At 63.9% G+C, this 21,642-nt stretch carries 22 protein-coding genes; 13 read left to right on the top strand and 9 right to left on the bottom strand.

Features of this window, described 5'->3' with window-relative positions:
• Positions 1–57 precede the first annotated feature (57 nt).
• Entirely contained in the window at positions 58–333 is a 276-nt protein-coding gene (gene rpsT, locus FHR27_RS16865) for a 30S ribosomal protein S20 (RefSeq protein WP_042556309.1), read from the bottom strand.
• 263 nt (positions 334–596) lie between these two features.
• Between rpsT and murJ the strand changes: the two genes are divergently transcribed.
• The 6 genes from murJ to ispH all read left to right on the top strand — a co-directional run bounded on the left by murJ (position 597) and on the right by ispH (position 8,038).
• Positions 597–2,141, top strand: coding sequence for a murein biosynthesis integral membrane protein MurJ (murJ, locus tag FHR27_RS16860; RefSeq protein ID WP_042556310.1), 1,545 nt, complete (start codon positions 597–599; stop codon positions 2,139–2,141).
• Between the two features lie 90 nt (positions 2,142–2,231).
• A complete protein-coding gene (gene ribF, locus FHR27_RS16855; protein WP_179539124.1) occupies positions 2,232–3,170 on the top strand; it encodes a bifunctional riboflavin kinase/FAD synthetase in 939 nt (312 codons plus the stop codon).
• A gap of 9 nt (positions 3,171–3,179) precedes the next feature.
• Entirely contained in the window at positions 3,180–6,014 is a 2,835-nt protein-coding gene (gene ileS / locus FHR27_RS16850; RefSeq protein WP_179539123.1) for an isoleucine--tRNA ligase, read from the top strand.
• A 30-nt stretch (positions 6,015–6,044) separates the two neighbouring features.
• A complete protein-coding gene (gene lspA, locus FHR27_RS16845; RefSeq protein ID WP_179539122.1) occupies positions 6,045–6,551 on the top strand; it encodes a signal peptidase II in 507 nt (168 codons plus the stop codon).
• Positions 6,544–6,981 (top strand): FKBP-type peptidyl-prolyl cis-trans isomerase, encoded by a 438-nt coding sequence (locus tag FHR27_RS16840; protein WP_042556314.1) that lies wholly within the window; start codon positions 6,544–6,546, stop codon positions 6,979–6,981. Before lspA ends, FHR27_RS16840 begins: the two co-directional genes overlap by 8 nt.
• A gap of 112 nt (positions 6,982–7,093) precedes the next feature.
• Complete coding sequence (gene ispH, locus FHR27_RS16835; RefSeq protein ID WP_042556315.1) at positions 7,094–8,038, top strand: 4-hydroxy-3-methylbut-2-enyl diphosphate reductase; 945 nt, start codon at positions 7,094–7,096, stop codon at positions 8,036–8,038.
• A gap of 127 nt (positions 8,039–8,165) precedes the next feature.
• On the opposite strand, the gene ppa is transcribed toward ispH, so the two are convergent.
• Positions 8,166–8,693 carry an inorganic diphosphatase gene (gene ppa, locus FHR27_RS16830; protein ID WP_042556316.1) on the bottom strand — a complete coding sequence of 176 codons (528 nt, stop codon included), beginning with the start codon at positions 8,691–8,693 and terminating at the stop codon, positions 8,166–8,168.
• A 37-nt stretch (positions 8,694–8,730) separates the two neighbouring features.
• Positions 8,731–9,600 carry a M90 family metallopeptidase gene (locus tag FHR27_RS16825; RefSeq protein ID WP_042556317.1) on the bottom strand — a complete coding sequence of 290 codons (870 nt, stop codon included), beginning with the start codon at positions 9,598–9,600 and terminating at the stop codon, positions 8,731–8,733.
• Positions 9,601–9,853: 253 nt separating this feature from the next.
• On the opposite strand from FHR27_RS16825, the gene mpl reads away from it, so the two are divergent.
• Genes mpl through FHR27_RS16810 form a run of 3 tightly spaced genes read left to right on the top strand, consistent with a single transcriptional unit; the run spans position 9,854 to position 12,127 of the window.
• Positions 9,854–11,206 carry a UDP-N-acetylmuramate:L-alanyl-gamma-D-glutamyl-meso-diaminopimelate ligase gene (gene mpl / locus FHR27_RS16820; RefSeq protein WP_042556318.1) on the top strand — a complete coding sequence of 451 codons (1,353 nt, stop codon included), beginning with the start codon at positions 9,854–9,856 and terminating at the stop codon, positions 11,204–11,206.
• Positions 11,207–11,208: 2 nt separating this feature from the next.
• Positions 11,209–11,841, top strand: coding sequence for a flavin prenyltransferase UbiX (ubiX, locus tag FHR27_RS16815; protein ID WP_179540106.1), 633 nt, complete (start codon positions 11,209–11,211; stop codon positions 11,839–11,841).
• Positions 11,834–12,127 carry a YceK/YidQ family lipoprotein gene (locus tag FHR27_RS16810; RefSeq protein ID WP_042556320.1) on the top strand — a complete coding sequence of 98 codons (294 nt, stop codon included), beginning with the start codon at positions 11,834–11,836 and terminating at the stop codon, positions 12,125–12,127. Before ubiX ends, FHR27_RS16810 begins: the two co-directional genes overlap by 8 nt.
• A 90-nt stretch (positions 12,128–12,217) precedes the next feature.
• On the opposite strand, the gene FHR27_RS16805 is transcribed toward FHR27_RS16810, so the two are convergent.
• The 5 genes from FHR27_RS16805 to FHR27_RS16785 form a co-directional block, all read right to left on the bottom strand.
• Entirely contained in the window at positions 12,218–13,150 is a 933-nt protein-coding gene (locus tag FHR27_RS16805) for a 2-hydroxyacid dehydrogenase (protein WP_179539121.1), read from the bottom strand.
• Positions 13,151–13,163: 13 nt separating this feature from the next.
• On the bottom strand, positions 13,164–13,658 hold the full coding sequence (locus FHR27_RS16800; RefSeq protein ID WP_179539120.1) for a YbaK/EbsC family protein: 495 nt from the start codon (positions 13,656–13,658) through the stop codon (positions 13,164–13,166).
• 59 nt (positions 13,659–13,717) lie between these two features.
• The gene (locus tag FHR27_RS16795) at positions 13,718–14,305 is read right to left on the bottom strand and encodes an IMPACT family protein (RefSeq protein ID WP_179539119.1); all 588 of its coding nucleotides are present in this window, start codon (positions 14,303–14,305) and stop codon (positions 13,718–13,720) included.
• A complete protein-coding gene (locus FHR27_RS16790; RefSeq protein ID WP_042556324.1) occupies positions 14,305–14,964 on the bottom strand; it encodes a TetR/AcrR family transcriptional regulator in 660 nt (219 codons plus the stop codon). Before FHR27_RS16790 ends, FHR27_RS16795 begins: the two co-directional genes overlap by 1 nt.
• 122 nt (positions 14,965–15,086) lie before the next feature.
• Positions 15,087–16,010, bottom strand: coding sequence for an aldo/keto reductase (locus FHR27_RS16785; protein WP_042556325.1), 924 nt, complete (start codon positions 16,008–16,010; stop codon positions 15,087–15,089).
• Between the two features lie 221 nt (positions 16,011–16,231).
• Here FHR27_RS16785 and FHR27_RS16780 point away from each other — a divergent pair, with 221 nt between their 5' ends.
• Entirely contained in the window at positions 16,232–16,588 is a 357-nt protein-coding gene (locus tag FHR27_RS16780; protein ID WP_042556326.1) for a hypothetical protein, read from the top strand.
• A 183-nt stretch (positions 16,589–16,771) separates the two neighbouring features.
• On the opposite strand, the gene FHR27_RS16775 is transcribed toward FHR27_RS16780, so the two are convergent.
• Complete coding sequence (locus FHR27_RS16775) at positions 16,772–17,692, bottom strand: LysR family transcriptional regulator (RefSeq protein WP_179539118.1); 921 nt, start codon at positions 17,690–17,692, stop codon at positions 16,772–16,774.
• A 128-nt stretch (positions 17,693–17,820) separates the two neighbouring features.
• On the opposite strand from FHR27_RS16775, the gene FHR27_RS16770 reads away from it, so the two are divergent.
• The 3 genes from FHR27_RS16770 to FHR27_RS16760 all read left to right on the top strand — a co-directional run bounded on the left by FHR27_RS16770 (position 17,821) and on the right by FHR27_RS16760 (position 21,055).
• Positions 17,821–19,167, top strand: a complete 1,347-nt coding sequence (locus FHR27_RS16770) for an aspartate aminotransferase family protein (RefSeq protein WP_179539117.1) — start codon at positions 17,821–17,823, stop codon at positions 19,165–19,167.
• A complete protein-coding gene (locus FHR27_RS16765; protein WP_042556329.1) occupies positions 19,167–19,460 on the top strand; it encodes a cupin domain-containing protein in 294 nt (97 codons plus the stop codon). Before FHR27_RS16770 ends, FHR27_RS16765 begins: the two co-directional genes overlap by 1 nt.
• A gap of 95 nt (positions 19,461–19,555) precedes the next feature.
• Positions 19,556–21,055, top strand: coding sequence for a CoA-acylating methylmalonate-semialdehyde dehydrogenase (locus FHR27_RS16760; RefSeq protein ID WP_042556330.1), 1,500 nt, complete (start codon positions 19,556–19,558; stop codon positions 21,053–21,055).
• Positions 21,056–21,642: the final 587 nt, after the last annotated feature.

Genomic DNA, 21,642 nt, shown 5'->3' with positions numbered 1-21,642 from the left:
TTTTCTTCAGGCAATAAAAAACCGACCCTGAGGTCGGTTTTTCACGAAACGGGACGCTTAAGCAGCAGCTTGGCTGAGTGCTTTTACGTGACCGTTCAGGCGGCTCTTGTGACGAGCGGCCTTGTTCTTGTGGATGATGCCTTTGTCGGCCATACGGTCGATAACAGGCACAGCCAGAACGTAAGCAGCTTGTGCTTTTTCGTGGTCTTTGGCGTCGATAGCCTTGACTACGTTCTTGATGTAGGTACGAACCATGGAGCGCAGGCTGGCGTTATGGCTACGACGCTTCTCAGCCTGTTTTGCGCGTTTTTTGGCAGAAGGTGTATTGGCCACCGTCAAGCTCCTCGAAAACTAAGGGGTTACAGACAAATAAGGCCGCGAATCATGCAGGCGAGCGAAGCACTTGTCAAGGTCGATCCTTGGTCAGTCGTCGTAGAGCCGTTGCAAGAAAGGATGCTTTATCGGGCCGGCGATTCTACACTCCCGGCCCGCACTTGTGGCGCCGCACCTTCGTGCGGTGTCGCGGTCTGTTGCTGGCGTGCGACGGGCGTTGCGCGTAGTGGGCCCTGTAATCGTCGATAGAGCATCCCTGCCGAATGAATCTTCTCAAGTCGCTGGCCGCGGTCAGTTCCATCACCATGCTGTCGCGCATTCTCGGTTTCGTGCGGGACACCATCATGGCGCGGATCTTCGGGGCGGGCATCGCCTCGGATGCTTTCGTGGTGGCGTTCAAACTGCCCAACCTGTTGCGGCGCATTTTCGCCGAAGGAGCCTTTTCCCAGGCCTTCGTGCCGATCCTGGCGGAGTACAAGACCCAGAAGGGCGAGGAGGCCACGCGTACCTTCGTCGCGTACGTTGCCGGTCAACTGACTCTGGTCCTGGCCCTGGTCACGCTGCTCGGCGTGCTGGCCGCGCCATGGATCGTCTGGGCATCGGCGCCGGGCTTCAGCGACAACCCCGAGCGCTTCGAGCTGACCAGTGACCTGCTGCGGGTGACCTTTCCTTATATATTCCTGATTTCCCTGTCGTCCTTCGTCGGCGCGCTGCTCAACACCTGGAACCGCTTCGCGGTACCGGCTTTCGTGCCGACGCTGCTCAACGTCAGCATGATTGTCTTCGCCCTGTTCCTGACGCCGTATTTCGACCCGCCGATCATGGCCATGGGCTGGGCCGTGCTGGTGGGTGGCCTGCTGCAGCTGCTTTATCAGTTGCCGCACCTGCGCAAGATCGGCCTGCTGGTGCTGCCGCGTCTCAACCTTCGCGATAGCGGCGTGTGGCGTGTGTTGCGGCAGATGGGCCCGGCGATTCTCGGCGTGTCGGTGGCGCAGATCTCCCTGATCATCAACACCGTGTTCGCCTCCTTCCTGGTGGCCGGTTCGGTGTCGTGGATGTATTACGCCGATCGCCTGATGGAACTGCCGGCCGGTGTGCTGGGCGTGGCGCTGGGCACCATCCTGTTGCCGTCGCTGGCGAAGACCCATGCCGCCGAGGACCCCGCCGCCTACTCGAAACTGCTCGACTGGGGCCTGCGCCTTTGCGTTCTGCTGGCGCTACCCTGTGCGCTGGCCCTGGCGCTGCTGTCCGAGCCATTGGTGGTGGCACTGTTTCAGTACGGCAAGTTCACCGCTGCCGACGCCGACATGACCCAGCGCGCCTTGCTCGCCTACTCGGTGGGCCTGCTCGGCATGCTGCTGGTCAAGGTACTGGCCCCGGCGTTCTACGCCCGTCAGGACATCCGTACCCCGGTGCGCATCGCCATGTTCACGCTGCTGATGACGCAGGTGATGAACGTGCTGTTCGTCTTCGTCATTCCCCTGGCCCATGCTGGCCTGGCCCTGGCCATTGGCCTGGCGGCCTGCCTGAATGCCGGGCTGTTGTTCTGGAAGTTGCGCGCGCGCGGTTTCTATCAGCCGCAACCCGGTTGGGGCATGTTCGCCAGCAAGCTGCTGGCGGCGATGCTGGTGATGGTCGTGGTGCTGGTCGGCATGCTGTGGCTGATGCCCGCCTGGAGCGACGGCAACATGCTGCAGCGCCTGCTGCGCCTGGGGGCATTGGTCGCGGCCGGGGCGCTGAGCTATTTCGCGGTGCTGGGCATTCTCGGTTTCCGCCTGCGCGACTTCGCCCGACGTTCGGTCGGCTGAGCGGGCTAACGCTAATAGAGCGCCGGATCAGCCTACCCGGCGCCAGCCGCTGTGCGTATAATTGGCCACTTTGTGAGCAAGAAGCGCGTTATGCAGCTGGTTCGAGGCCTTCATAATCTGCGGCCCCAGCATCGGGGCTGTGTCGCCACCATCGGTAATTTCGACGGCGTTCATCGTGGCCACCAGGCGATTCTGGCGCGTTTGCGTGAGCGTTCGGCGGAGCTTGGCGTACCGAGCTGCGTGGTGCTGTTCGAGCCGCAACCGCGTGAGTACTTCGACCCCAGCGGTGCACCTGCCCGGTTGAGCCGGCTGCGTGACAAGCTCGCCTTGCTGGCTGCCGAAGGTGTCGACCGCGTGCTGTGCCTGGCCTTCAACCCACGTCTGCGTGAGTTGAGCGCGGCGGAGTTCGTGCAGCGCGTATTGCTCGATGGCCTGGGCGTTCTGCATCTGGAGGTGGGGGACGACTTCCGCTTCGGTTGCGACCGCGCCGGCGATTTCGCCTTTCTGGCCGAAGCCGCGCAACGCGAAGGCTTCACCGTCGAGGCGGCCAAGACCGTGGAAGTCGATGGCCAGCGGGTCAGCAGCACGCGTGTGCGCGAGGCCCTGGCCAGCGGTGATTTCAAGGTCGCCGAAGGCATGCTCGGGCGGCCGTTCCGGATCGTTGGGCGGGTCCTGCACGGGCAGAAGCTCGGTCGCCAGTTGAACGCGCCGACCGCCAACGTGCAGCTCAAGCGCAAGCGCGTACCGCTGACCGGGGTTTACCTGGTCAGCGCCGAGATAGATGGCCGGCCATGGCCAGGCGTCGCCAATATCGGCGTGCGCCCCAGCGTGGCCGGTGACGGGAGCGCCCACCTCGAGGTGCACCTGCTGGATTTTGCCGGCGACCTGTATGGCCGGCGTTTGACGGTGGCATTCCACCACAAGCTGCGCGATGAGCAGCGTTTCGCCTCACTCGAGGCACTGAAGACGGCAATTGCTGCCGATATTGCCGCCGCCCGCGCCCATTGGCACGGCCAACCGCTTAAGTGAAGAGCCGAGATGACCGACTATAAAGCCACGTTGAATCTTCCTGATACCCAGTTCCCGATGAAGGCCGGCCTGCCGCAGCGCGAGCCGCAGATCCTGCAACGCTGGGACGAGATTGGTCTGTATCGGAAGCTGCGTGAGATTGGCGCCGACCGGCCGAAGTTCGTCCTGCACGACGGCCCGCCCTATGCGAACGGCAGCATTCATATCGGTCACGCGCTGAACAAGATCCTCAAGGACATCATCACCCGCTCCAAGACCATCGCGGGCTTCGATGCACCTTACGTTCCGGGTTGGGATTGCCATGGCCTGCCGATCGAGCACAAGGTCGAAACCACCTTTGGCAAGAATCAGCCTGCGGATCTGACCCGCGAGCGTTGCCGTACCTACGCTGGCGAGCAGGTCGAAGAGCAGAAGGGCAACTTCATCCGTCTCGGCGTGCTGGGCGAGTGGAACAACCCGTACCTGACCATGAACTTCGCCAACGAGGCCGGTGAAATCCGTGCCCTGGCGGAAATCGTCAAGAAGGGCTTCGTGTTCAAGGGCCTGAAACCGGTCAACTTCTGCTTCGATTGCGGTTCGGCACTGGCCGAGGCCGAAGTCGAGTATCAAGACAAGAAGTCCGATGCCATCGACGTCGCCTTCCCGGTGGAAGACGCCGACAAGCTGGCTGCCGCATTCGGCCTGGCCAGCCTGAGCAAGCCGACCGCCATCGTCATCTGGACCACCACGCCCTGGACCATCCCGGCCAACCAGGCACTGAACGTGCACCCGGAATTCAACTACGCCCTGGTGGACGTCGGTGATCGCCTGCTGCTGCTGGCCGAAGAAATGGTCGAGAGCAGCCTGCAGCGTTACGGCCTGCAGGGCGAAGTCGTCGCCATCGCGGCGGGCGCCAAGCTGGAACTGATCAACTTCCGTCACCCGTTCTACGATCGTCTGTCGCCGCTGTACCTGGCCGACTACGTCGAACTGGGTGCCGGTACCGGTATCGTGCATTCCGCGCCAGCCTACGGTGAGGACGACTTCTACAGTTGCAAGCGCTACGGCATGAGCAACGACGACATCCTCAACCCGGTACAGAGCAACGGCGTCTACGTTGACTCGCTGCCGTTCTTCGGTGGCCAGTTCATCTGGAAGGCCAACCCGGCCATCGTCGCCAAGCTCGAAGAAGTCGGCGCGCTGCTCAAGCACGAAGCGATCAACCACAGCTACATGCACTGCTGGCGCCACAAGACGCCACTGATCTACCGTGCCACGGCACAGTGGTTCATCGGCATGGACAAGCAGCCGAACGAGGGTTCCACTCTGCGTGAGCGCTCCCTGGCTGCCATCGAAGAAACCCAGTTCGTACCGGCCTGGGGCCAGGCGCGTCTGCACAGCATGATCGCTGGCCGCCCCGACTGGTGCATCTCGCGTCAGCGCAACTGGGGCGTACCGATCCCGTTCTTCACACACAAGGAAAGCGGCGAGCTGCACCCGCGTACCGCCGAGCTGATGGAGCAGGTGGCGCAGCGCGTCGAGCAGGAAGGCATCGAAGCCTGGTTCAAGCTCGACACCGCCGAGCTGCTGGGTGACGAAGCCGGCCAGTACGACAAGAGCCGCGACACCCTGGACGTCTGGTTCGATTCGGGTACCACCCACTGGCACGTGCTGCGCGGCTCCCATGCCGAGCTGGCGCACCCGAATGGCCCGGCCGCCGACCTCTACCTGGAAGGCTCCGACCAGCACCGCGGCTGGTTCCATTCCTCGCTGCTGACCGGGTGTGCCATCGACGGCCACGCGCCCTACAAGGAACTGCTGACACACGGCTTCACCGTCGACGAGCAGGGCCGCAAGCAGTCCAAATCGCTGGGCAACGTGGTCGCCCCGCAAAAGGTGATCGACAGCCTGGGCGCCGACATCCTGCGCCTGTGGGTCGCCTCCACCGATTACTCGGGCGAGATGGCCGTCTCCGACCAGATCCTGCAGCGCAGCGCCGATGCCTATCGGCGTATCCGCAACACGGCGCGCTTCCTGCTCTCCAACCTCAGCGGCTTCGATCCGGCTCAGCACCTGCTGGCCCCCGAAGACATGCTGGCCCTGGATCGCTGGGCGGTGGATCGTGCTCTGCTGCTGCAGCGCGAGATCGAAGAGGCCTACACCAGCTATCGCTTCTGGAACGTGTACCAGAAGGTGCACAACTTCTGCGTGCAGGAGCTGGGCGGCTTCTACCTCGACATCATCAAGGACCGTCAGTACACCACCGCAGCCGACAGCGTGGCGCGTCGTTCCTGCCAGACCGCCATGTTCCATATCGCCGAAGCGCTGGTGCGCTGGATCGCGCCGATCCTGTCGTTCACTGCGGACGAAATCTGGCAGTACCTGCCGGGCGAGCGCAACGAGTCGGTGATGCTCAATACCTGGTACGCAGGCCTGAGCGAGCTGCCGGCCGGTTGCGAGCTGGATCGCGCCTTCTGGGATCGCGTCATGGCGGTCAAGACCGCGGTCAACAAGGAACTGGAGAACCAGCGCAGCGCCAAGCTGATCGGTGGCAACCTGCAGGCCGAAGTGACCCTCTACGGTGAAGCGCCGCTGGTGGCCGACCTGACCCGTCTGGGCGACGAGTTGCGCTTCGTGCTGATCACCTCCGGCGCCAGCCTGGCACCGCTGGCCGCTGCGCCAGCTGACGCGGTGCAGACCGAGGTTGCCGGGCTGAAGCTGAAGATCGTCAAATCCGGCCTGACCAAGTGCGCTCGCTGCTGGCACTTCTGTGCCGACGTCGGCACCCATGCCAACCACCCGGATATCTGTGGCCGTTGCGTGGACAACATCGAAGGCAAGGGCGAGGTGCGCCATCATGCGTAACGCCCCAGCCCGCACCACGGAGATGCCATCATGAGCACGCGTTTCGGCAAGCTCGGCTGGGTGTGGTTGAGTGTGGTGATCTTCGTGGTCGATCAGATCACCAAGTACTGGTTCGACAACAACCTGCAGATGTACGAGCGCATCGTGGTCATCCCCGACTACTTCAGCTGGACCCTGGCCTACAACACCGGCGCCGCCTTCAGCTTCCTGGCCGGTGCGGGCGGCTGGCAGCGCTGGCTGTTCACCCTGATCGCCCTGGTGGTCAGCGTGGTGCTGGTGGTGTGGCTCAAGCGTCTGAAGCCCGACGAGACCTGGCTGGCCGTCGGCCTGGCCCTGGTGCTCGGCGGCGCGCTGGGCAATCTGGTGGATCGCGTGGTGTTCGGCCACGTGGTCGACTTCATCCTGGTGCACTGGCAGAACCGCTGGTATTTCCCGGCCTTCAACCTGGCCGACAGCGCGATCACCGTCGGTGCCGTGCTGCTGGCGCTGGACATGTTCAAGAGCAAGAAGTCGGAAGAAGAGGTGGCACGTGACTGATGTACGTATCGGCCCGGACCGGCAGGTAACCCTGCATTTCGCGCTGAAGCTGGACAACGGCGATGTAGTCGACAGCACCTTCGACAAGCAGCCGCCCACCTTCAAGGTCGGCGATGGCAACCTGCTGCCGGGGTTCGAATCCGCGCTGTACGGTTTCAAGGCCGGCGACAAGCGCAGCGTGACCGTGCTGCCGGAGCAGGGCTTTGGCCAGCCGAACCCGCAGAACGTGCAGATCATGCCGCGTTCGCAGTTCCAGGGCATGGAGTTGTCCGAAGGGCTGCTGGTAATCTTCAACGACGCCGCCAATACCGAGCTGCCCGGTGTGGTCAAAGCCTTCGATGACGCCCAGGTGACCATCGACTTCAACCACCCTCTGGCTGGAAAGACGCTGACGTTCGACGTCGAGATCATCGACGTCCAGGCGATTTGAAGCGGCGACATCGATCCAGTCGGACATTCCTCGCGAACGCGCTGTCTATCGCGTAAGGTCTTTTGGGCTTACGCGATAGACTCTCCACTCAAGCCTCCGTGCCGAGCGTGCCATGCATATCAAACTCGCCAATCCCCGCGGTTTCTGCGCCGGTGTCGACCGCGCCATCGAGATCGTCAACCGTGCCCTCGAGGTGTTCGGTCCGCCGATCTACGTGCGTCACGAAGTGGTGCACAACAAGTTCGTGGTCGAGGATCTGCGTTCTCGCGGCGCGATTTTCGTCGAAGAGCTGGATCAGGTGCCCGATGACGTCATCGTCATCTTCAGCGCCCACGGCGTATCCCAGGCCGTGCGCAACGAAGCCACCAACCGTGGTCTGAAAGTGTTCGACGCCACCTGCCCGCTGGTCACCAAGGTGCATCTGGAAGTGGTGCGCTACAGCCGTGACGGCCGCGAGTGCATTCTCATCGGCCACGCCGGTCACCCGGAAGTCGAAGGCACCATGGGCCAGTACGACGCCAGCAATGGCGGCGCCATCTACCTGGTAGAAGATGAAGAGGATGTCGCCAAGCTGCAGGTGCGCGACCCCGATTCGCTGGCTTTCGTGACCCAGACCACGCTGTCGATGGACGACACCAGCAAGGTCATCGATGCCCTGCGCACACGCTTCCCCAGTATCGGCGGCCCGCGCAAGGACGACATCTGCTACGCCACCCAGAACCGTCAGGATGCGGTCAAGCAACTGGCCGACGAGTGCGACGTCCTGCTGGTGGTCGGTAGCCCCAACAGCTCCAACTCCAATCGCCTGCGCGAGCTGGCCGAGCGCATGGGCACGCCTGCCTACCTGATCGACGGCGCCGAAGACCTCAAGCGCGAGTGGTTCGAGGGTGCCAAAGGCATCGGCATCACCGCCGGCGCGTCCGCTCCGGAAGTGCTGGTGCGCGGCGTGATCGACAAACTCGGCGAATGGGGCGCCAGCAACGTCCAGGAACTCGACGGTCGCCCCGAGAACGTGACTTTCTCCATGCCCAAGGAACTGCGCCTGAAAGCGGTGTAGTGCTGAGGCCGTGCAATCGAAGCCAGGGCATCTGCCCTGGCTTTTTTATGGGTGTTGCCAGGCTACTGCTGAAATGTCAGGCATAAAAAAGCCGGCTTGTGGCCGGCTTTCGTAAGGCAGGTTGTGCTTACTTTTGATAAGCAGCAGCCGCCTTGGTGATCTCGGCGCGGGCCGCTTCAGCGTTGCCCCAGCCTTCGACCTTGACCCATTTGCCTTTCTCGAGATCCTTGTAGTTCTCGAAGAAGTGCTTGATCTGCTCGATCAGCAGTGGGGGCAGGTCGGTGTATTCCTGAACGTCCTTGTAGATGGTGGTCAGCTTGTCGTGCGGTACGGCGATCAGTTTGGCGTCGCCACCGGCTTCGTCGGTCATGTGCAGCACGCCGACCGGACGGGCGCGGATCACCGAGCCTGGTGCTACCGGGTACGGGGTCACGACCAGCACGTCGAGGGGGTCACCGTCGTCGGCCAGGGTGTGCGGGATGAAACCGTAGTTGGCCGGGTAGAACATCGGGGTCGCCATGAAACGGTCGACGAACAGGCAGTCGGTGTCGTGATCGATTTCGTATTTGATCGGCGCGTGGTTGGCCGGGATTTCGATAGCGACGTAGATGTCATTCGGCAGGTCTTTACCGGCCGGAACCTTGCTGTAGCTCATGGGTGACTCCCTGATGTGGGCCAAAAAAGTGGCCGGATTATAGGTGGATTCCCGCGTCGTTGCCATTACAGCCATTGGTCGTATCCGGCTGAGCGGGGTTGGGTTCCTGATAGTCCGGGTGTTCGACCTGCAGGCGGCGTAAACGTGCCAGCGGATCCTGTCGATAGAACAGCCGCAACTGGGCGTAGACCGCTGGAAAGGCCTCGTCGAGCAGGTCGGGAGCGTTGAAGAAATATTCGCTGGTCACCGCGAAGAATTCGGCGGGGTTTTCGGCTGCGTAGGGGTCGATGGCGGTCTGCGCCTCCTCATCGGCGTCCAGTTCGGCATTCAGGCTGTCGAAGGCCTGCTGCATGGCGCTGGCCCATTGCTGAATATCCATATTGCTGTGCAGCGGCGGTAGACCGTTGGCGTCGCCGCCGAGCATGTCCAGCTTGTGTGCCAGTTCGTGGATCACCAGGTTGTAGCCTTCCCAGCCGCCGCTGGCCTGTACGCCGGGCCAGGCGAGGATCACCGGGCCCTGTTGCCAGGCTTCACCGCTGTGCTCGCCATCCCACTCATGTTCGATACCGCCGGAGTCGCGATGCCGTTGCGGGCTGACGAAGTCGTCCGGGTAGAGGATCACCTCGTGAAAGCCTTGGTACCAATTCAGCTCGGCCAGCCCGAGCAGCGGCAGTTCGGCCAGCGTCGCCAGGGCCAGGCGATCGTCGTTGTCGAGTTCGAGGCCGGGCAGGGTGGTCAGGTGTTTGTTGTGCAGGAACAGCACGGCGCGTTCGCGCAGGCGCTGCAGCTCCTCTTCGCCGAGCCCGTCGAGAATCGCCAGGCGCTGGCGCACGATGGCCCAGCTGCTGTCGCTGACAGGGTTGCGGGAGAGGATGCGCTTACGGCGCCAGGCGCTGAACGACCACATGACAAAAGCTCGATGGCAGGGTGGCGTCACCTTAAGCAGGCCATCCGCTTACCGCAAGCGCGCAGGCGTTACGCGCTGTTGAAGGGCCACGGCATGCCTGTTCGCCTGGCAGATGCACCTGGCAGCGCCACGCGACCGGGCTTGCGCGCCTGGGACGCCTGGCAGGCAGGATGCGGGGCGCCGCTGTGCTAATCTGCGGCCATGTTTTCATTCGGCTCGCCCGGCTTTCGGCGCGCCTGTTTTCGAGGTTTTCATGCATATCCACATTCTCGGCATCTGCGGTACGTTCATGGGGTCGCTGGCCGTGCTGGCCAAGGCGCTGGGCCATCGCGTCACCGGCTCCGATGCCAACGTCTATCCGCCCATGAGTACCCAGCTCGAGGCCCAGGGCATCGAGCTGATGCAGGGCTACGATCCCGCTCACCTGCAGCCGGCACCCGATCTGGTGGTGGTAGGCAATGCCATGAGCCGCGGCAACCCGGCGGTGGAGTACGTGCTCAACAAGGGGCTGCCCTACGTGTCCGGGCCGCAGTGGCTGGCCGACCATGTGCTGCAGGGCCGTTGGGTGATGGCAGTGGCCGGCACCCACGGCAAGACCAGCAGTTCGAGCATGCTCGCCTGGGTGCTCGAGCATGCGGGCATGGCGCCAGGCTTCCTGATCGGTGGCGTGCCGCAGAATTTCGGCATCTCCGCGCGTCTGGGCGATACGCCGTTCTTCGTGGTCGAAGCCGATGAATACGACAGTGCGTTCTTCGACAAGCGCAGCAAGTTCGTCCACTACCGCCCGCGTACCGCGATCCTCAACAACCTCGAGTTCGACCACGCGGATATTTTCCCGGATCTGGCGGCCATCGAGCGGCAGTTCCACCACCTGGTACGGATCATTCCCGGCGAAGGCCTGGTCATCCACCCGGCCAGCGAAACCGCGCTGACTCGGGTGATCGGCATGGGCTGCTGGACGCCCGTGCAGACCACTGGCGACGGTGGGCAGTGGCAGGCGCGCCTGCTGGCTGCCGACGGCTCGCGGTTCGAGGTGAGTTTCGATGGCAAGGTCGAGGGCGTGGTGGAGTGGGGGCTCACCGGCCAGCACAACGTCGCCAACGCCTTGGCCGTGCTGGCTGCCGCGCGGCATGTGGGTGTGGTGCCGGCGCTGGGCATCGAGGCGCTGGGACGTTTCATCAATGCCAAGCGGCGCATGGAAAAGGTCGCCGAGGTGAAGGGCGTGACCGTCTACGACGACTTCGCCCACCACCCGACCGCCATCGCCACCACCCTCGACGGCCTGCGCAAACGGGTTGGCGACGAGCAGGTCATCGCGATCATCGAGCCGCGTTCCAATTCCATGAAGCTCGGCGCCCATCGCGATGGCCTGGCGGAATCCGCCGAGCAGGCCGATGCGGTGTTCTGGTACGCGCCGCCGAATCTGGGCTGGGATCTGGCGGCTACCGTGGCTGGCGCTGCCAATCCGACTCAGGTCTGCGATTCGCTGGAGACGATCATCGCTGGGGTCAAGGCGCTGGTGCGTCCCGGCACCCAGGTGGTGATCATGAGCAACGGTGGCTTCGGCGGCTTGCACGGCAAGCTGGCCGCGGCGCTGGAGGCATGAGCGTGGCCGGACCGGAGCGCATCACTCTCGCCATGACCGGCGCCTCCGGCGCGCAGTATGGGTTGCGGCTGCTCGACTGCCTGGTGCGTGAGGACCGGGAAGTGCACTTCCTGATCTCCAAGGCCGCGCAGTTGGTGATGGCCACCGAGACGGACGTCAGCCTGCCGGCCAAGCCCCAGGCCATGCAGGCGTTTCTCACCGAATACACCGGTGCCACCGACGGGCAGATTCGTGTCTACGGCAAGGAAGACTGGATGGCCCCGGTGGCCTCCGGCTCCGGCGCGCCCTCGGCCATGGTGGTGGTGCCGTGCAGCACCGGCACCCTGTCGGCGATCGCCACCGGTGCCTGCAACAACCTGATCGAGCGTGCCGCCGACGTGGCCCTCAAGGAGCGCCGCCAGCTGATTCTGGTGCCCCGCGAGGCGCCGTACTCGAGCATTCATCTCGAACACATGCTCAAGCTTTCCAACCTTGGCGTGACCATCCTGCCGGCCTCGCCTGGTTTCTATCACCAGCCGCAGACCCTGGACGATCTGATCGACTTCGTCGTCGCGCGGATTCTCAACTGCCTGAATATCCCTCAGGACATGCTGCCGCGCTGGGGCGAGCAGCACCTCAACAGTGGCGATGAGTAAGCACGCGCTCTGCGCGGTCCTGCTGGCCTGCCTGCACGTGGGCGGCTGTGCCACCGCGCGTACCCTGGACGCCGCCAAGCCCGGTGCGCCAGTGGTTTACGCCGGTACTCGGCTGGACTGGTATGCGCTGCAAGGCGGTTGCTGCCCGGTCGAGCGTTTCGGGGCCGAAGCGCCTGCCTATGCCGCGGTGGACCTGCCAGCCAGTGCCTTGCTCGATACCCTGCTGTTGCCGCTGTCGCTCGCCAAGGCCCTGGGTATTGGTTTGCAGGTCCGCGGTGGTGGGTAGAGCGCTTATTGACCTCGTGACCGGATTCGATGGATGCGCCGTGGTTTTTGGCCGTAGGGTGGGCTTTAGCCCACCAATTGCGTCGCGCTATCAGATCGGCGTCAGCAGCGGCTCACCACGGAAATGCCGGTCGATATTGCCAAGGAACTGCGTTAGCGACTGCTCCAGCGCCTGGGGCGAATTGCCGCCCACGTGCGGGGTGATGGTCAGGTTGTCGAGGTCGAGCAGTTCACTGGGCGGCAGCGGCTCGCTTTCGTAGACATCCAGCGCCGCGGCACGGATGCGTTTTTCGCGCAGTGCACGGCCCAGCGCGGCGGTGTCCACCACGCTGCCGCGCGCCACGTTGACCAAGTAACCCTGCGGCCCCAGGGCGTCGAGCACCTCGGCGTTTACCAGATGGAGAGTCGAGGCGCCGCCAGGAATGGCCACCACCAGGCAGTCGCTCCAGCGCGCCAGTTCCAGAGCGCTGGCGAAGTAGCGGTGCGGGCTGTCCGCTTTGGCCGAGCGGTTGTGATAGCCCACCGGCATGTCGAAGGCCGCGGCGCGGCGGGCGAGTTTTTCGCCGATGGCGCCGAGGCCGAGAATGCCCAGGCGCTTGCCGCACACGCCATCGGTCATCGGCAGTGCATCGCGCCAGATGCCGGCGCGGCAGGCGACGTCCAGCCGCCGCACGTCACGAATGGCAGCCAGCAGCAGTGCCATGGCGTGATCGGCGACGCAATCGGCGTTGCTGCCGGCGCCATTGCTCATGGCGATGCCACGGGCGCGGGCGGCCTCCAGGTCGACCTTTTCATAGCCCACGCCAAGGGTGCCGACGAAGCCCAGTTTCGGCAGGCGGGCGATTTCTTCGCCGGTCAGGCCGATGGTGCCGATGGTCAGTACCGCCTGCACGCTGTCGGCGTGCTCCGAGATGGCCGCTTCCCGCGCTGCAGGGTTCGGCGCATGGGTTACCTCGAAGCGCTCGGCGATACGCGCCAGGCTGGCCTCGCTGAGCGGGTTGAGAATCAGCAGGTGCGGTTTCATGGTTTCTCCAGTTTCAGGGGGCCGCGACTTCGCGGTTTTCAACGGGCAGCGACTGGCACACGTCCACCCACTCGGCTTCGACCAGCTCGGCCATGCGCGCCGGAGCGATGCGCACCGCGCTGTGGATAGATCCCGCAGCCGGCACCACTTCCTCGAACGCGCGCAGCGACACATCGCAATACACCGGCAGTGGCGTGGCGAGGCCGAACGGGCAGACGCCGCCGACCGGGTGGCTGGTCAGGGCGAGTACCGTATCGGCATCGAGCATCTTGGCCTTGCTGCCGAAGGTTTCCTTGATCTTGCGGTTATCGATGCGCGCATCGCCGCGGGCGACGATCAGCAGATTGCGCTCGCCCATGCGAAAGGCCAGGGTCTTGGCGATCTGCCCGGGCTCCACGCCGTGGGCATCGGCGGCCAGGGCCACGGTAGCGGTGCTGGTGTCGAGTTCGATGACGTGCAGGTCGGGCGCCTTCTCGGCGAAGAAGGCGCGAACGGATTGCAGGCTCATGGGGCGGCTCCCGGTGCAAAGCCACAACCATGTCGCGTCATGCGCGGCGAGGTCAAGCCTCAGCCAGGCAATTGCAGGCGGCTGCGCCCGCGGCTGATGTCGGCGAGCAGGAGCTGCAGGTCGTCGATGTGCGCCTGCGGCACGGCCAGTTGCAGCTCGGCGCCTTGGGCGTCGAAGGTTTCCTGCTCCAATACCGCATCGAACTCGGCCAGGCGCGACTTGAGCAACGCCAGCTCGGCGAACCCGCAATGACAGGAGCAGGAGAGCCGCGCGACCTGCTCCTGGCGTTCGGCGTTCTGCAGGCATTTGTTGGCGCTGCCGCCATAGGCGCGGGCCAGGCCGCCGGTGCCGAGTTGGATGCCGCCGTACCAGCGCGTCACCACCACCGCCACGCCATCGAACCCTTGAGCCTCGATGGCGGCTAGGATTGGCCGGCCTGCGGTGCCACCAGGCTCGCCGTCGTCGCTGAAGCGATACTGTTGGCCGAGCTTCCAGGCCCAGCAGTTGTGCGATGCGCTCGGGTCGCTGAGCTGCTCGATGAGCGCCTGAGCGTCGGCTGCATCCTTGATGGCGCGGGCCTGGGCGAGAAAGCGGCTCTTGCGGATTTCCTCGCGGTAGTCGCAAGGAGCGAGTAACAGAAAGGCCATCAGACGCTCGGTTTCAGTCCGCAGCCCTTGAGGATGATGCGCACCAGGTTGTCGGCAGCGGCCTGGTAATCCTGCTTGGTCAGGCGCGAGCGGCCACTGACACGGCAGATCTCGGAGGCGAAGTCGGCGTAATGCTGGGTGCTGCCCCAGAGCAGGAAAATCAGGTGCATGGGGTCCACCGCATCCATCTTGCCGGCGGTGATCCAGCTTTCGAAGACGGCCGCGCGCTCGCGAAACCAGCTCTGGTGGTCCTTGCCGAAATGCTGCGACAGGCACACACCGCCGCTGATCACCTCCATGGCGAAGATGCGCGAGGCCTTGGGGTAGCGGCGCGAGTACTCCATCTTGGCGCGGATGTAGCGCTCGAGGGCCTCGGCCGGGTCATCCTCGGCACGCAGGTTGCTGAAGGCGCTGTCCCACAGCGTGAGGATGTTGTTCAGCACCGCCAGGTACAGGCCCTGCTTGCTGCTGAAGTAATAATGCAGGTTGGCCTTGGGCAGGCCCACCGCCTGGGCGATGGTGTTCATGCTGGTGCCCTTGAAACCGTGCCGGGCGAACTCGTCTTCGGCGGCGGCGATGATCGCTTCTACGTTCTTCTGCCGAATCCGGCCATTCGGCTTGCCGGAGGTGGCGCTAGGGGCGAGGGCGTCGAGGGACATCGGAGGCTTCCGTTCTGTTCAGGGGGCACAGCGCAAGAACAGATACTCCAGAACCCGCCGACGTGACAAGCGCTGGTCGCTGAAAATATCTGGCCGGTCTCACTGCCGGCCACTGTATCCGCTCAACTGAAGGCCTGGACGATGCGCTCAAGCAGCTCGGCATTGGGCAGCCGACCCTGGCCTGCCTTGAGGTTGTCGACCACATAGCGCGGGTTCGAGGTGGCCGGAATCACCGCGGTAACCGCTTCGTTGGCGAGGATGAACTTGAGCAGCAACTGCGCCCAGGACGTTGCATCGACCTCGTTGGCCCACTCCGGCAGCGGCTTGCCTTTCACCCGGGCGAGCAGTTGCGCGCGCTGGAACGGACGGTTGATCAGCGTGGCGATGCCGTGCTCGGCGCAGTAAGGCAGCAGGCGTTTCTCGGCATTGCGCTCGCCCACCGAATAGTTGAACTGGACGAAATCGACCTTCTCCTTGGCCAGCACCTCCAGCAGGTCGTCGTGGGCCGACTCGATGTAATGGGTGATGCCGATGTAGCGCACCTTGCCTTGTTCGCGCAGCTCACGGGCCAATGCCAACTGCGTGGTGGTGTCCTGCAGGTTGTGCACCTGCAGCAGGTCCATCTTGTCGGTCTGCAAGGCTTTCAGGCTCGCCTCGAACTGCGCCAGGCCGCGCTCGCGTCCGCTGCTCGACAGCTTGGAGGCGAGAAATGCCTTGCCCTGAGTCTTGGTGCGCTTGAGCAGCTCGCCGGTCACCGCCTCGGCGGCGCCGTAACTGGGCGCGGTATCGATCAGCGTGGCGCCGCCATTGATGAAGGCTCGCACCACCTCGTCCAGTGGTTTCAGGCTGGCGTCGTCGAGGCTTACGTTGAAGGTTTGCGACGTGCCCAGGCCGATCACCGGCAGTGCCTCGCCACTCGACGGAATCTTGCGCTGCAGCAGCGGGGCCGGGTTGGCCGCGAACGCGAAGCCCGGCAACAACTGGCTGCCGGCCGCGAGGGTCATCAGAGCAGCGCTGCCCTGCAGGAAATGGCGACGATTGGGCATGGCATGCTCCAGAGGCTGGTTGAAGAGACAATGGCTTGAGACTAGACGCCCAGCCCAAGGGAGTATCGACAGCCTGTTACCGGGTATGTCGCTAGCGGCTGGCCGGCGAAGAGGGAACCAACCTTCGCGAGGGCCATCACAGCAGAGCCCATGAGCTTCTCCGATGCGCCTGGAATGTTCAGGGCGCCTGCCCGAACCGTTGCCGAAGGACCCTGCAACCCGTGTTGTCTCGCCACTCGCTATTACCCGTATTTACTCTACTGACGCTACTCGGCGGTTGTACCCAGTACCGCGAAGTGCCGCCGCAAACTGCCGAAGGCCAGGCCTGCGTTCAGCAGTGCAACGAAACGCAGCGGGCCTGTGAACGCCGTGAGGATGAGGCCTACCAAGGCTTCAAAGTCATCCACGACAGCCAGAACCAGAGCTACCAGAACTGCCTGCACACCACCGAAGATCCCAATCTCAAGACCCTGTGCCCGAAGCCCACGGCAATCGACGGGCCTGACTACCGAACTTGCTCGCAGGTCTACAAGAACTGCTTCGTCAAATGTGGCGGCAGTTACCAGAAAATCGAGTAAGCGCTGCATGGCAGGGTGAAGGCGAAAGCAGCCGTTCGTAGTCGGGGACCAATTGGTGGGCTAAAGCCCACCCTACGGCTAGGTGCGCGGCTGTAGGGTGGGCTTCAGCCCACCAAATCGAAGGTCCGCTATCGCCTTACAGCAGCCAATTCAAACACGCATCTAATCGATCGAAACGACCATTCAGGCGCTCGCCGCCAGCTCTTCGAGAAAGGTCTCCAGCACCAGGTGCGGGCGGCGGCCTTTGCGGGTGACCGAGGCCAGGTTGAGGTCGTAGAAGCGCGTATCGGCTTTCAGTGCACGCAGGCGGCCTTCCTTGATCCAGGCGGTGGCGTAGTGATCCGGCAGGTAGCCGATATAGCGCCCGGTGAGGATCAGAAAGGCCATGCCTTCGCGATCCGAGGCGCTGGCCGTGCAGTTCAGGGCCTGGTAGTGGTTCTGGATGTCCGGCGGCAGGCGAAAGGTCGGGGCGATGGCATGCTGGGCATTGAGGCGTTCGTCGGGCAGCTCCCGGTCATCCACATAGAACAGCGGGTGGCCGACCGCGCAGTAGAGCAGCGAGCGCTCGTCGTAAAGCGGCTGGTAATCGAGGCCGGACAGGCCACCGACCATGGGCACCACGCCCACGTGCAGGCGCCCGTCGAGCACGCCCTGTTCGACCTCGCTGGGCGGCGTCATGCGGATATGCACGTGCACGTCCGGGCCGCGATCCTTGAGGCGGGCGAGGGCGCTGGTGATGCGCATGTGCGGCACCGTCACCAGGTTGTCGGTCAGGCCGATATTCAGCTCGCCGCGCAGGTGCTGATGCAGGCCATTGACCTCGGTACGAAAGCTTTCCAGCGCCGCCAGCAACTGCTGGGTCGACTGGTACACCTCGCGACCCTCTTCGGTCAGTGCGAAGCCGGCGCGGCCGCGCTGGCACAGGCGCAGGCCGAGGCGTTGCTCCAGGTCGCTCATCTGCTGGCTGATCGCCGAGCGACCGATGCCCAGCGCGCTCTCCGCAGCGGAAAAACCGCCGCACTCGACCACGCTGCGAAACAGCTTGAGCAGGCGGATATCGAAATCGCTGACCTGGGCCAGGGGCTCCGGGCGTCGAACGCTCATTGTTTAGTCACCGCTGAACTGAGGATAAGAAGAGTCGGGTTTGAGTGACTTTATGCCTGTGGCACCTTTTCAGGCAACCGATACGCTTCTATCCATCTTCACGAAAACGCCATTACGAGGCTGACTCCATGAACATGCCGCAGACCGCCACGCCGCCCCTGGCCAGCCAGCTCAAGTTGGACGCCCACTGGATGCCGTTTTCCGCCAACCGCAGCTTTCAGCGCGACCCGCGGATCATCGTCAGCGCTGAAGGCTCCTGGCTGACCGACGACTCCGGTCGCAAGGTCTACGACAGCCTGTCCGGCCTGTGGACTTGCGGCGCCGGTCATTGCCGCAAGGAGATTCAGGAGGCCGTGGCCAAGCAGCTCGGCACCCTCGATTACTCGCCGGGTTTTCAGTACGCCCACCCGCTGTCCTTCAAGCTGGCCGAGGAAGTCGCCGACCTGATGCCGGGCGACCTCAACCACGTGTTCTTCACCGGCTCCGGCTCCGAGTGCGCCGATACCGCCGTGAAGATGGCCAAGGCCTACTGGCGCCTGAAGGGGCAGGCCAGCAAGACCCGCATGATCGGCCGTGCCCGTGGGTACCACGGCGTCAACATCGCCGGCACCGCGCTCGGCGGCATTGGCGGCAACCGCAAGATGTACGGCCAGTTGATGGATGTGGACCACCTGCCGCACACCCTGCAGCCAGGCATGGCCTTCACCAAGGGCGCGGCCGAGACCGGCGGCGTCGAGCTGGCCAACGAGATGCTCAAGCTGATCGAACTGCATGACGCCTCCAACATCGCCGCGGTGATCGTCGAGCCGATGTCCGGTTCGGCCGGTGTCATCGTGCCGCCTGCCGGTTATCTGCAGCGCCTGCGCGAGATCTGCACCCAGCACAACATCCTGCTGATCTTCGACGAGGTGATCACCGCCTTCGGGCGCATGGGCAAATGGACCGGCGCCGAGTACTTCGGCGTCACCCCGGACATCGTCAACGTCGCCAAGCAGATCACCAACGGCGCCGTGCCCATGGGCGCGGTGATCGCCACCCGCGAGATCTACCAGACCTTCATGGGCCAGCCGACGCCCGAGCACATGATCGAATTCACCCACGGCTACACCTACTCAGCCCACCCGGTAGCCTGCGCCGCTGGCCTGGCTTCGCTGGAGCTGCTCAAACGCGAGAACCTGGTGCAGCAGTCCGCCGAGCTGGCGCCCAAGTTCGAGAGCGCCATCCATGGCCTCAAGGGCGCCAAGCACATCGTCGACATCCGCAACTGTGGCCTCGCTGGCGCGATCCAGCTGGCGCCCCGTGATGGCGACCCGTCGATCCGTCCCTTCGAGGCCGGTGTGGCGCTGTGGAAAGCCGGCTTCTATGTCCGTTTCGGCGGCGACGGCCTGCAGTTCGGGCCGATGTTCAACGCCAAGATCGAAGACCTCGACCGCGTGTTCAGCGCCGTGGGCGATGTCCTGCAAAGGATCGACTGATGGCTGTCCGGCAGCAGGCGGTAGCCACCGTGCAGGTGGATAACGACGAGGTGATCGTCACCGAATGGCGGTTCGCGCCGGGTACCGAAACCGGTCGCCACCGGCATGGCTACGATTACGTGGTGGTACCCATGACCGACGGCACGCTGCTGCTGGAAACCCCGGAGGGCGACAAGCACGCCCCGCTGGTGGCCGGGCAGAGCTACTTCCGCAAGGCGGGGGTGGAACACAACGTGATCAACGCCAGCGACCATGAAGTGGTCTTCGTCGAAACCGAAATCAAAGCGCATTGAACCCATTTCTGTAGGAGCCGGCTTGCCGGCGATGCTTGCAGGATTGATCGCCGGCAAGCCAGCTCCTACGCAACGTCTCCAATCGAGGAAGCTCCATGACCACCATCCAGCACCTGATCCACGGCGAACTCACCGACGGCCAGGGCGGCCGCAGCGCCGAGGTCTTCAACCCCGCTACCGGCGAAGCGGTACGTCGCGTCGCCCTGGCCGATGTGGCCACCGTGCAGCAGGCCATCGACTCCGCCAAGGAGGCGTTCCCGGCCTGGCGCAACACGCCGCCGGCCAAGCGCGCTCAGGTCATGTTCCGCTTCAAGCAACTGCTCGAGCAGCACGAGAACGCCATCGCCAAACTGATCAGCGAAGAGCACGGCAAGACCGTCGAAGACGCTGCCGGCGAACTCAAGCGCGGTATCGAGAACGTCGAATACGCCTGCTCTGCGCCGGAAATCCTCAAGGGTGAATACACCCGCAACGTCGGCCCCAACATCGACGCCTGGAGCGACTTCCAGCCGGTGGGCGTGGTCGCTGGCATCACCCCGTTCAACTTCCCGGCCATGGTGCCGCTGTGGATGTATCCGCTGGCCATCGTCTGCGGCAACTGCTTCATCCTCAAACCCTCCGAGCGCGACCCCAGCTCCACCCTGTACATCGCCCAGTTGCTCCACGAAGCCGGCCTGCCCAAAGGCGTGCTCAACGTCGTGCACGGCGACAAGACCGCAGTGGATGCATTGATCCAGGCGCCCGAGGTCAAGGCCCTGAGCTTCGTCGGCTCCACGCCCATCGCCGAATACATCTACGCCGAAGGCAGCAAACGCGGCAAACGCGTACAGGCCCTGGGTGGCGCCAAGAACCACGCGGTGCTGATGCCCGATGCCGACCTGGACAACGCCGTCAGCGCATTGATGGGCGCTGCCTACGGCTCCTGCGGCGAGCGCTGCATGGCCATCTCCGTGGCTGTGTGCGTGGGCGACCAGATCGCCGATGCGCTGGTCGACAAGATCGTTCCGCAGATCAAGGCCCTGAAGATCGGCGCCGGCACCCAGTGCGGCCTCGACATGGGCCCGCTGGTCACCGCCGCGGCGAAGGACAAGGTCACCGGCTACATCGACGCCGGAGTGGCCGCTGGCGCCGAGCTGGTGGTGGATGGCCGTGGCCTGAGCGTGTCCGGCAATGAAAACGGCTTCTTCCTAGGCGGCACCCTGTTCGACCGGGTGACGGCGGACATGACCATCTACACCGACGAGATCTTCGGCCCGGTGCTGTGCATCGTCCGCGTCGATAGCCTGGAAGCGGCCATGCAACTGATCAACGATCACGAATACGGCAACGGCACCTGCATCTTCACCCGTGATGGCGAAGCGGCGCGGCTGTTCTGCGACGAGATCGAAGTCGGCATGGTCGGCGTCAACGTACCGCTGCCGGTACCGGTGGCCTACCACAGCTTCGGCGGCTGGAAGCGCTCGCTGTTCGGCGACCTCCACGCCTACGGCCCCGACGGCGTGCGCTTCTACACCCGCCGTAAATCCATCACCCAGCGCTGGCCGCAGCGCAAGAGCCACGAGGCCGCGCAATTTGCGTTTCCGAGTAATAGCTGAGGGGATGTGAGGTAACGAAAAGGCCGATCAGTTGATCGGTCTTTTTGTTGGTGCCCGAGAAGTCCGCGTGCTGCCCATGCCTGTGCGAGGGGAACTGTGGGACAGCAACTTGTGGGAGCGGGCCATGCCCGCGAATCTCCATCGGCAGCAACACATGGTTTGCGGTTGGATATCGCACCCCGACGCCTGCCATCCATTCAAGGCTGTCCGCCTGGCCCTCTACACAACGATTCCGTTCGGCCTCCTGAAGGGGCGAGTGGCGTATGCCTGATGTATTGCGTTGAGTTCCGTGGTGGACAAGCTTCGCGTTGTCCACCCTACCTACTGCCCGCTGTGGGGGCTATGGGAGTGGAAATTGTAGGAGCACCACCTGTGGGAGCGGGCCATGCCCGCGAATCTCCATCGGCAGCAACACATGGTTTGCGGTTGGATATCGCACCCCGAAGCCGGCCATCCATTCAAGGCTGTCCGCCTGGCCCTCTACACAACGATTCCGTTCGGCCTCCTGAAGGGGCGAGTGGCGTATGCCTGATGTATTGCGTTGAGTTCCTTGGTGGACAAGCTTCGCGTTGTCCACCCTACCTACT

The organism is Pseudomonas flavescens, assembly GCF_013408425.1.
Lineage (GTDB): Bacteria > Pseudomonadota > Gammaproteobacteria > Pseudomonadales > Pseudomonadaceae > Aquipseudomonas > Aquipseudomonas fulva_A.
The sequence above is the reverse complement of the archived record's forward strand: the minus strand, read 5'-3'. Positions and strand labels throughout refer to the sequence as shown.